At 46.6% G+C, this 9,621-nt stretch carries 10 protein-coding genes and 1 pseudogene; 4 read left to right on the forward strand and 7 right to left on the reverse strand.

Features of this window, described 5'->3' with window-relative positions; translation table 11 throughout:
* Positions 1 to 665, reverse strand: a 665-nt coding sequence (locus AQR02_RS11120) for a helix-turn-helix transcriptional regulator (RefSeq protein WP_245237328.1), incomplete at its 3' end; no start/stop codon positions are given.
* Between the two features lie 99 nt (positions 666 to 764).
* On the opposite strand from AQR02_RS11120, the gene AQR02_RS11125 reads away from it, so the two are divergent.
* The 3 genes from AQR02_RS11125 to AQR02_RS11135 all read left to right on the forward strand — a co-directional run bounded on the left by AQR02_RS11125 (position 765) and on the right by AQR02_RS11135 (position 3,278).
* A complete protein-coding gene (locus AQR02_RS11125; RefSeq protein ID WP_054940617.1) occupies positions 765 to 1,244 on the forward strand; it encodes a GyrI-like domain-containing protein in 480 nt (159 codons plus the stop codon).
* 21 nt (positions 1,245 to 1,265) lie between these two features.
* Positions 1,266 to 1,730: a hypothetical protein gene (locus AQR02_RS11130; RefSeq protein ID WP_054940618.1), complete on the forward strand. Its 465-nt coding sequence runs from the start codon at positions 1,266 to 1,268 to the stop codon at positions 1,728 to 1,730.
* Positions 1,731 to 2,006: 276 nt separating this feature from the next.
* Positions 2,007 to 3,278, forward strand: coding sequence for a BNR-4 repeat-containing protein (locus AQR02_RS11135; RefSeq protein WP_054940619.1), 1,272 nt, complete (start codon positions 2,007 to 2,009; stop codon positions 3,276 to 3,278).
* 130 nt (positions 3,279 to 3,408) lie between these two features.
* Here AQR02_RS11135 and AQR02_RS11140 read toward each other — a convergent pair whose 3' ends face one another.
* From AQR02_RS11140 to AQR02_RS11160, 5 genes and pseudogenes are all read right to left on the reverse strand, one after another.
* Positions 3,409 to 5,196 (reverse strand): alpha-glycosidase, encoded by a 1,788-nt coding sequence (locus tag AQR02_RS11140; protein WP_245237330.1) that lies wholly within the window; start codon positions 5,194 to 5,196, stop codon positions 3,409 to 3,411.
* Positions 5,197 to 5,231: 35 nt separating this feature from the next.
* Positions 5,232 to 5,534: a spore coat protein gene (locus tag AQR02_RS11145; protein ID WP_082451794.1), complete on the reverse strand. Its 303-nt coding sequence runs from the start codon at positions 5,532 to 5,534 to the stop codon at positions 5,232 to 5,234.
* A 13-nt stretch (positions 5,535 to 5,547) separates the two neighbouring features.
* Positions 5,548 to 5,736 carry a hypothetical protein gene (locus AQR02_RS11150; protein WP_054940620.1) on the reverse strand — a complete coding sequence of 63 codons (189 nt, stop codon included), beginning with the start codon at positions 5,734 to 5,736 and terminating at the stop codon, positions 5,548 to 5,550.
* A gap of 269 nt (positions 5,737 to 6,005) precedes the next feature.
* Positions 6,006 to 6,578, reverse strand: a pseudogene (locus AQR02_RS11155) (YqjF family protein); the annotation flags it as partial.
* Positions 6,579 to 6,977: 399 nt separating this feature from the next.
* Positions 6,978 to 7,832: a manganese catalase family protein gene (locus AQR02_RS11160; protein ID WP_054940622.1), complete on the reverse strand. Its 855-nt coding sequence runs from the start codon at positions 7,830 to 7,832 to the stop codon at positions 6,978 to 6,980.
* Positions 7,833 to 8,005: 173 nt separating this feature from the next.
* Here AQR02_RS11160 and bcbE point away from each other — a divergent pair, with 173 nt between their 5' ends.
* Positions 8,006 to 9,286 (forward strand): bacillibactin exporter BcbE, encoded by a 1,281-nt coding sequence (gene bcbE, locus AQR02_RS11165; RefSeq protein WP_054940623.1) that lies wholly within the window; start codon positions 8,006 to 8,008, stop codon positions 9,284 to 9,286.
* A 103-nt stretch (positions 9,287 to 9,389) separates the two neighbouring features.
* On the opposite strand, the gene AQR02_RS31885 is transcribed toward bcbE, so the two are convergent.
* Positions 9,390 to 9,621: spore coat protein (locus AQR02_RS31885; protein ID WP_148449152.1), on the reverse strand; the 232-nt coding region annotated here is incomplete at its 5' end.

Raw genomic sequence — 9,621 nt, forward strand, 5'->3', positions numbered from 1 at the left:
AGAATCCTTTTTCTGCTTATTCTTTTTTTCTCAGGGTAGGGTATGACATCAGTGAGATGATCGACAGGATAAATCTGCTTCTTATCTTCCTTTAGGTTAAAGGCTTCAATCAGCCAGAGGCTTTTTTCACGATATAGGTGCAATACATAGATTGGATACGTCTCTTCCTTGAGGCTAATTAACAGATAATTGTCCAATAAAAGGATTTGGATCAGTTTTTCAAGCATGGGATGCGGCAGATCCGAAAGATCCAGCAGGTCCGGATTACTCGGATTGGTCCCTTCAAATAGCAGGATCTGATTTAAAAGAAACAGGTCTTCCTGCTGATTTTCTGAAATGAGGCCCAGTAATTTTTCAGTTAAAGACTGGCGGCTCTGAAGATAGGGGAGTTGCAGATTTCTTGTAGCCATAAAGGCAATAAATAGAGCTTTGACCTCATTACCGGTAAAACGGACCACGGGAAGGACCGAGTTGCGCATGACAGAGTATCCTCCGTCTCTTCCGACTTCTGCGACAAGCGGCATGCCCAAGGCCTCAATTTCCCTAATATCTCTAATGGCGGTCGAACGGGAGATGTTAAATTCACGCATGATTTCAGAAATAGTAAAGTGGGCACGGTTATTGATATATCGCATGATGATATTAATCCGCTCAACTTTTTTCATGGGAGCTCCTAAACAGTATCATTATTTGACATGATTTAAGGCTATCATATAACTATCAAGTGATGAAGACAAATCCAAAAGAAAAGGAAGGTTTTGATCATGACTCCATACACTCTGGAAGAAAAAGATGGCTTTACTGTCGTAGGTTTAGGAACTGAGCTTAAGAGCGATTACACAGACTATGCGGGTATTAACAAGGAAAAGACCGATTTTTGGGAGGCGGTCAGCCAAGATGGAAGGCTTGATTATTTAAAAGGCATAGCCTTGAATGACTATATTTTTGCCGTAAATGAAGCAGTGAATAACAAGATGATGCATTATGCAGGCGTTATGACGGAAGCTGCGGCACCTGAAGAAGCCAGAGTGATCGAATTCCCCAAGGGACCTTATCTGGTAGTTAAAGGGGAAGCGGAGACGGCTGATGAATTAAATAATAAGCTGGCCGGGGTTGCCTTTGGTCAAGCCTTGCCTGAAGCTAAGGATTTCGCCTATGTAGGGGGGCCAAACACAACAGCCCTGATGGGGGAGCGAGACGGCTTAGTCTATGGTGAAATGTGGATTCCTGTTGTAAAGAAATAAGGAACTGAAAGGAGGCAGGGTATGTCCTACATTGTTGATTTTAAAAATGTATCGACGGCCGGGTTAGAGTCTTCATCCGTAGCAGAAGCGCTTGCGGGTTTACGTGCGAATGAAGCCCGGTATTTTATGAACAAATACAAGCATGAATTTACGGTTGTACCCGCCAGCGAAAGCCAGGAAACCCTTGAATATGTGAACCGGATTCTGAAAATAGAACGTGATCTTGAATTTGCGGCCAAGCCTTTAGAAACGTCGCGCTTTCAAGTGGAGAACATCCGGTTTGCCTATGTTTTTTACGAGGATGGTCTTGCGCTTAATGTGATGTATACGGTTGATGACCCCAAGAAGCGGGCGGTTGGTTTTAAGCTTTCCGAGGGGATGGAGGTTCCTAAGGAGCTAGAAGCAAAGTTTAAGTTCGCCCGGCAAAAGTCTAAACTGGCAGGAACGATCCGGGGTTCGTTTTTTGTAATAAAAGGGGAGTATTAAACTAAGCATAAATGCATTTCGAAAAGTCCGGATTCCGGGCTTTTCTTTATTTGTATACAAAAGCCCGTGCTTGTACAGCATTCTTGCAATAGTACAGTAACATTTCTAACAGCCGGGTGCTATTCTTAGACCTGCGATACCGGAAAAGCTAACACACAAGGATGTGGTGCCGAGCATTTTTAAAAGGATGTTTATGAATGCGTTTACATGGCGTGATTTTGTTCTGGATCAGTAAGGTGTGCTTACTAGAGGCAAATATATGAGGGAGGCGAAACAATGAACAAAATAAGAACATGGAAGCTCAGTCTCGTCATAATGGCACTGTTGACTCTGCTGCCGGCGGTTACGGGAAATGCGGCTGCGGTGCTTGAAGAGGTTCCTTTCCCGATGGATTCCAGCAATCAGGCCGGTTGGTGGTCTCCGATTGATACGTATGGACTAGGTTTTGAATATGCATATATGGCATATAATGCGCCGGGGTCAATCGCAAGCAAGCATTCGGTAGCCATTGCGAGACGGGATAATGACGGCATCTGGAGCAAGCTCCCGCTAATGAACGGCACCACCCCTGCGGAGTTTAATGATGATCTTGGCCATAATCAGCCTTCTATAGCCAGAGACGGCAGCGGACGGTTTCACGTCTTCGCCTCCATGCACAGCAATCCATGGAATTACTACCGCTCAGATACGGTAGGCGGCATTCCTCAGAATCATTCGAATGAGCTCCCCCAAGGAATGAATGTAACTTATCCGATAGTTACAACCGCCCCGAACGGGGATTTGTACTTACTGGTCCGCGCCGACAAAGATACTGCAGGCAAAAGAGAGGCCGTCCTGTTCCGCTGGAATAACGCGGAGTCGGTGTGGAGCCAGATCAAGGTGATAGCGTCTCACCTTAACCGGTCTGTCTACCCTGATGATCTGGTTTTCGATTCTAACGGAGATCTTCATATCTTGTTCGAGTGGGCGTATTTTGCCGCAAGTCCTCTGCGCCATCAATTATCTTATCTGAAATACAGCCCATCTACGAACATCTTTACTAAGGCGGATGGTACATCTGTGGTGCCGCCAGTCTCACTGACAACGGCGGATATTGTACAGCCCTTGGCTCCTAGCGAAACCTATGTTCAGAGTGGCAGCGATCCCGGCGGACCGGGTGTTCAGAGTGCAAAGATTACCGTAGATTCTGATGGCCATCCTTATATCGCATACCGCTATCGTGAAGAGGGAAGTACAAGCTTTTCGGTAAAGCAGGCCACTTATGGCACAGGGGGCTGGGCTCTGCAAACGGTCTATAATGCTGCTCCGACGAATGCAGCCATTGATGTGACCTGGACAGGAAATGCGGCAAGAATCTATTACGTAAAAAGCAGCGGCAGTGACCGGGCATTTATGGCAGTAAATACAGGCGGAGCCTGGACCGAAACCTCACTGGCTCCCGGCATCCCGGTAGAACGGCTGGCAGTGGACCGCAGTCCCAAGGGTGTTGATATTCTGTATCTGGTGGATGTAGCGAATCTTAAGCTCTATTACGGCCGAAACGAATAAGCTGAAGCTCTGGCTTTTGGGGCGGCCATTGGGAGGCGGATAGTATTGCTGCCAGGATGACAGGTAGCGGGAAAGGTCAGAACACACCGCCAAAGCATCTGACGGTGTGTTCTGAAAGGTTTGTTCATGTTTAAATTTTGAGTAATATTTTAAAGCTGAAAGGCTCCAGTTGAAGCTTAGTGCCATCCTCAGCAGATACGACAGGTTCGTTGTTTAAGCTATCCTGCCAGCTGCCGTCCAAAGGAAGAGACAGGGTAACAGGCTGTTCAGAAGCATTCATCCAGATGGTCAAATGCGTACTGCTATCCTTACGCTCATAGACAAAGGAACGTTCCTGCGGCTCCGCTTGCAGAAATCTGAATTCACCGGTGCGCAGAGCCGGATGCTGCTTACGAAGCCGGATTAGCGCCTTGTAGCAGTTGAACAAGTCCCGGTCCTGTCCGTCTTGGTTCCAGATCATGCATTTCCGGCAATCCGGATCGCCTTCGCCCTCTAGTCCAATCTCGTCGCCATAATAAATGCAAGGTGTCCCGGTGAAGGTTAGAAGAAAGGCAATCGCCAGCTTCAGCTTTCTTTTATCGCCTCCAAGCTGTGTGAGGATACGCGGCGTGTCGTGGCTGGCCATCAGATTGAAGAGAACTTCATTAGCCTGTTGCGGATAACGTATCAGCAGTCCGCTAATGTGGGAAGCAAAGGTTTCAGCATCCATTTCATCCGATCGCAGATATTCGATCAAGCGGTCGGACAGAGGATAGTTCATTACGGAATCAAACTGGTCGCCCTGCAGCCAGCGCAGGGAATCGTTCCAGACTTCTCCGATAATAAAGGCTTCCGGATTAACGGCTTTAACCCGTCTGCGGAACTCCCTCCAGAAGGCATGATCAATCTCGCTGGCCACATCCAGACGCCATCCGTCTATGCCGACCTCCTTGAGCCAGTACTCAGCAATATTAAGTAAATATTCACGAGTATCCGGATTGGTAGTGTTCAGCTTCGGCATTTGTTCAAAAAATCCGAAGGTATCATAATTCGGATTTCCTTCCCTGACCTTAACCGGAAACTCATTAATATGGAACCAGTTCACATATTCCGATTGCTCCCCGTGCTCAATTACATCCTTGAATTGCGGGGAATTAGCGCTGATATGATTGAATACCGCATCAAGTACGATCCGTATCCCCTTGGAGTGTGCGTTCAGCACCAGCTCCTTTAGCAGCTCCAGATCACCGAAATGAGGGTCGACTTGTTTATAATCTGTCGTATCGTATTTATGATTGGTGGGGGCTTCAAAGATAGGAGTAAGATAAATGGCCGTAATCCCCAAGTCCTCCAAATAATCCAGACGGTCGATTATCCCTTGAAGATCACCGCCAAAGAAACTCTCTTCCGTGGGCTTATCCCCCCATGGTGAGATATTTTCCGGATCCGTTCCTGGATCGCCGTTCGCAAAACGGTCCGGCATGATCTGATAGAATACAGCTGACTTTGCCCATTCAGGAGCCTGAAACAAATCAATCTGATGAATATACGGTCGGTCATAGAACCCTGTCGGAGCCTCCGGCTCTTCAGCAAAAATGCCGTTTTCGGTCATCCATATGGTCTCTTCCCCGGAGTGAAAGCGGAACCCGTAGGAGAAGCGCCGATGTTCAGGCTGAACCGTCGTCTGCCAGTAATCAAAGAAACGGTCGGACGAGACCTTGTTCATCTCGTGCTCGCTGTGATAGGCTTCCCAGTCATACTTATCTCCTGTTAGTACAAAGACCTTATCCACGTTCTGTTTTTTGGTTCTGACTCGTAAATGGAAGGAATCCTTATTATACTGATAGGCCCAATTGCTGTGAGGCGCATGATGCAGGCATTCCAGGCTGATGTTGGTTTGGAGCCCTGCAGCGTTCATCGCTTGTTCGTTTGAAATCATATGGTGTCCCTCCAGAACGGCAAGTTTAAGTAGTATTATTTTAAAAGTCCCATGGCAGTTTCTGCCTTTTTCAAATCATGCTCGACCTGTTCAGATATATCGTAAGGGTGGTACATTTCATTCTCAATCATATAAGCGGCGATTTTCTGATGGGTGTCAATTGCGATATCCAGCTGTGCTCTGAGCACTTTATATACTTTAGGCGTTGCTGTTTCGGTGAGCGCTATTGCGTAGTTCCGTACAGCGGATTTTGCGGACAGGAGCATATCTGTGGCGATAGCCAAGTCATCCATAGGGGCAATGGCTTTGACCAGCATTTCTTTTGTTTTCGTTGTCATCTTTGAGTCCTCCTTATGATAAAAGTGATGTTAATTCTTTGATGGCTTTTGACGAGTTTTTCAGATCTTCGTTAATCAGTGCTTTGAGTTTCTCATCCTTAACGAGCTCCAGCATAGTTACAGCTTTGGTAGCACATGAGGTTTTTAAGGTCAGAAGCTCATGTATTTCTAGTTTTTCATGCAAGGCCAATTCTTTAGCCATAGTAACATCCCTCCAATTAATTAAATTAATTAACAATTATTTGTACACCAGCTTTATAAAAAATAAACATCCTAAAAATCCTGTTCTGCCCCTCATCGCATCATAAGGCCAAACAAGGTTTCCGTATTGAACGATAATTTCATTGCCTGTACTCCTTTCTTTCGATGTTATCACGCCGCCTTACAACTTTACCCTGTGGAGTAAAATTTAAACTTTTAAAGATACCAGGCTTCATTGGCGCGGCAACGTTAAAATCAAATGCAGTGTATCTATATTCTTGTTACCGGCCAGAACAAAACCTCCAGACGTTTAGTAAGGGTAAGGATTGAAGGATCAGGGGCATGTGCAAGCCCTAATGCCTGAGTTGAAGTATTGACCTCGATCTCCAGCTCAGCCTCCTGCAAGGGCCAGGGAAGATGATGGATGTCACCGGTATAAAGGCGCCCCTCCGAATCGGACGCATATTGGCAGTACCGTTCGGTCAGCCAGTGGATCAGGCTTCCGGGTTGAGCACGGAAGCAATCTGAACTTTTTGCGTGATATTTTCCGGTGAATTCCGCCTGCCCTTGACCGGGAATAGGCCTTTGGCTGCTGAACGTGATGTGATCTCCATCGGTTTGGAGGCTCATTTTCGCATACCGGTAAGGCAAATGGGCCAGCGAACGGGCTGTCCAGACAGGTAAAGAGCTGGATGCATCCAAATTCAGAAAGAATATGCCTGCTTTGCCTTTGTATATTACATATGTGCGAATGTTGAGTTCCAGAAAACGGTGTACAAAGGGAAGACGGGGCAGACCCCTTAATCTCAGAGGGTCCAGAAAGAAGGCAGAGACACTGATCCAGGCCGATGATCGATATGCGCAAGAATTTCATGATTCCTCAAAAGTGATCCCCCCAGAACGGTTAACAGGTAATTTTGAACCCGAGAAATATAGAGATGAATATCAAGCGCGCTTGCGGAGAGCCATTGAGGATAAGATGGAAGGAAGAAAGGAAGGGCGGTTAACGATGAGAAGACTGCCAATGTGCTCGATCTTATGGATGCTTTGCAGGCCAGCTTGAAGCAGCTGAAGCCGTTTGATGAGACGGATAAAGACAGCAAACCCTCCAAGTGACGCGCAGCAAGCCGCACTAAACGCACTGGAGCTTAAAGCTTATAGAAAATTGTATACTCCAAATCTTTCCTAAACATTAGGTTAGGAGAGATTTGGAGTTCTTGCATACATCATATTTTCAAAAGCTCAGAAATTCATATCACTAAGACCCGGACTATGCTCATTAGGCATCTCCGGCATAACAGGGACCGGGAAACCAGGCGGAGGCGGGACGACCTCCAAAGTGCCTTTATTCCGGCTAGGAGAAGTACCCTGGAAGATTTCGGCCATCCTGGATGGATCCAGGCTAAAGTTGAACTGGGCATTATGGTAGCCCATATCTACAAATTTGCGGCATTCCGGATATTTGTTAATGTCATAGTTTGGGATTGGGAATATATTTCCCCAATTCACGCCCAGAGTTTCAAGTGCCTTTGCAAATGCGTTCTGGTGGGCATTATCGCGTACGATCAGGAAAGCCAGGGTTTCACGGAATGTTTTATTGGAGCTCATTTCATAAATCCGGGTTTTCTGAAGCACACCAGTCGATTCCAGGACAACATTGTTCAAGAGGTCGCTGATCAGATTGCCATGGCTATATACATAATTCCCCATCCACGGATTACCCGCCGCATCTACAGGCAGTGAGCTTTGAGCACCCACAATGAAATGATGCGGATTCGCATGCCTCACTGCTTCATTAAGAGGTGCGCCATCTGTGCCTGCATTTCCGGCCTGTGCTTCACCGGATCCGTTCAGCAGCTGGTTAATGGTATGCTGTACCAGATCCACATGGGCAATCTCCTCTAAGAATACGCCGCGAAGCAAATCGCGAAACTGGGTTTCTTTCCCCCGGAAATTACTGCTTTGGAAGAAATACTGCATCATCGTCCGCATTTCCCCATAGTGGCCGCCCAGAATCTCCTGCAACACTTTGGCTGCTGCCGGATCCGGCTTATCGACTACGATGTCGTTAATCAAACCTTCTTTATAGAAATACAAAAGAACATCCTCCTTGTGTATCTGATGTGAGTTTTTCCAAGTTAGCATCCTCTGCAGCAGGAACGTTTATACACTTATTTAGGGCATCGTTTTTTTAAAAACTGAATTGAATAAATAGAGCTTTAAGAACCACACTAAACAACGATAGCAAAAAATAAGAAGGTGGTTCTTCGATGAAAGGTAATAAAGGGGCATTAATCGCACTTGCTTCAATTCCGTTAATTATGACCCTTGGCAATTCCATGTTATTACCTATACTGCCTCAAATATCAAAAGAGTTGGGTATTAATGCTTTTCAAGTCAGTATGATTATCACGGTTTATGGCCTTATCGCCATCCTGATGATTCCAATTGCCGGATATTTATCGGACCGCTTTGGGCGGAAAATCGTCATATTACCCAGTCTCATCTTAGCAGCCTTAGGGGGTGCAGTCTGTGTTGCGGCTGCATGGTTTTTTTCTGGGGTAACGGCTTACTGGGTAATCCTTGGGGGACGTTTTCTCCAGGGCATTGGGGCAGCAGGCGCTTTTCCGATCGTTCTTCCTTTCGTAGGGGATTTGTTCAAGGATGAGAAGGAGGTCAGTAAAGGACTAGGAATCATTGAGACCTCTAATACCTTCGGTAAAGTGCTAAGTCCGATTCTTGGCGCTTATTTAGGTATCGTGCTGTGGTATGCACCGTTTATTGCCATTCCGGTCTTGTGCCTCATTTCATTTACGCTGGTTGTGTTTCTGGTAAAGAAACCAAAGTCAGAGGAGAAGGCTGAAGTTAAAAGCATCAGGCAATTTTTAACCGGCATTAAACAAATCCTGCATGAAAAGGGCCGGTGGCTGTATGCGATTTTTGCGATTGGCGGAATATGTATGTTTGCAACCTTCGGAGTGTTGTTCTATTTATCCGAGACCTTGGAATCGGAGTATAACCTGCATGGAGCCTCTAAAGGATATGTGCTGGCAATTCCCCTTGCACTGTTGTGTCTGGCTTCCTACGGAAGCGGAAAGATCATCGGAAAAAATAAGCTGTTAATGAAATGGCTTGGCTTCGGGGGGATGGTTCTGCTGACGGCGGCAATGCTCATTACAGTCTTTAGTCAGAATATATTTTTCATGGTAGGATTCTTAAGTGTAGTCGGTATAGGGATTGGTGTGGTACTGCCTTGCATGGATGCGCTGATTACGGAGGGGATTGAGAAAGAGAACCGGGGTACGATCACCTCATTATACAGCAGTATGAGGTTTATCGGGGTTGCGCTGGGACCTCCAGTCGTGTCGCTCCTAATGAACCGGGGGCATTGGGTCTTGTTCGGCACTTTGGCAGCTGTGGGGGCGGTTGGAGGACTGCTGTCCTTATTCGCCGTAACTCCAAGCAAGGAGGAGAATGAAGGAGGAGACCATCCCAAAGAAAACAGCTTTGGAGAAAAGAAAGGTACTCTGTTCCGTCAGCGGGCGCGTTAGACAGCTTCATGTACAACAACCTAATATCCGGAGTGAAAAAAACGGGGATGTCCTATTGGCCTTAAAATGGCTGTTGGACATCCCTTTTAATTGTGCTGCCAAGTTACAGCGATAAAGCCTTATTCGCAGTTGTAACGTCATTGGAAAGCAGCTTTGGAAGGTCATAAGACGGGTACAGGCCACGCTCCAGCATGAAATAATAAATTTTACCGTGCAGCATAATGGCGGCATTCAATTGCTTTTGCAAGGTTTCCCGAAGCTTTGGTGTAGCTGTTTCAGTAATTCCGATGGCATAGCTGCGCACGGCAGTCTTGGCGAAGCCCAACAGCAGCCCG

The sequence above is a fragment of the Paenibacillus ihuae genome, from assembly GCF_001368795.1.
In the GTDB taxonomy this organism is placed as follows: domain Bacteria; phylum Bacillota; class Bacilli; order Paenibacillales; family Paenibacillaceae; genus Paenibacillus_AQ; species Paenibacillus_AQ ihuae.

Excerpts from the sequence above, each read along its gene's own strand:
- AQR02_RS11140 (WP_245237330.1), bottom strand. The coding sequence starts at position 5,196 with ATGATTTCAAACGAACAAGCGATGAACGCTGCAGGGCTCCAAACCAAC.
- AQR02_RS11135 (WP_054940619.1), top strand. The coding sequence starts at position 2,007 with ATGAACAAAATAAGAACATGGAAGCTCAGTCTCGTCATAATGGCACTG.
- AQR02_RS11125 (WP_054940617.1), top strand. The coding sequence starts at position 765 with ATGACTCCATACACTCTGGAAGAAAAAGATGGCTTTACTGTCGTAGGT.
- AQR02_RS11150 (WP_054940620.1), bottom strand. The coding sequence starts at position 5,736 with ATGGCTAAAGAATTGGCCTTGCATGAAAAACTAGAAATACATGAGCTT.
- bcbE (WP_054940623.1), top strand. The coding sequence starts at position 8,006 with ATGAAAGGTAATAAAGGGGCATTAATCGCACTTGCTTCAATTCCGTTA.
- AQR02_RS11145 (WP_082451794.1), bottom strand. The coding sequence starts at position 5,534 with ATGACAACGAAAACAAAAGAAATGCTGGTCAAAGCCATTGCCCCTATG.
- AQR02_RS11130 (WP_054940618.1), top strand. The coding sequence starts at position 1,266 with ATGTCCTACATTGTTGATTTTAAAAATGTATCGACGGCCGGGTTAGAG.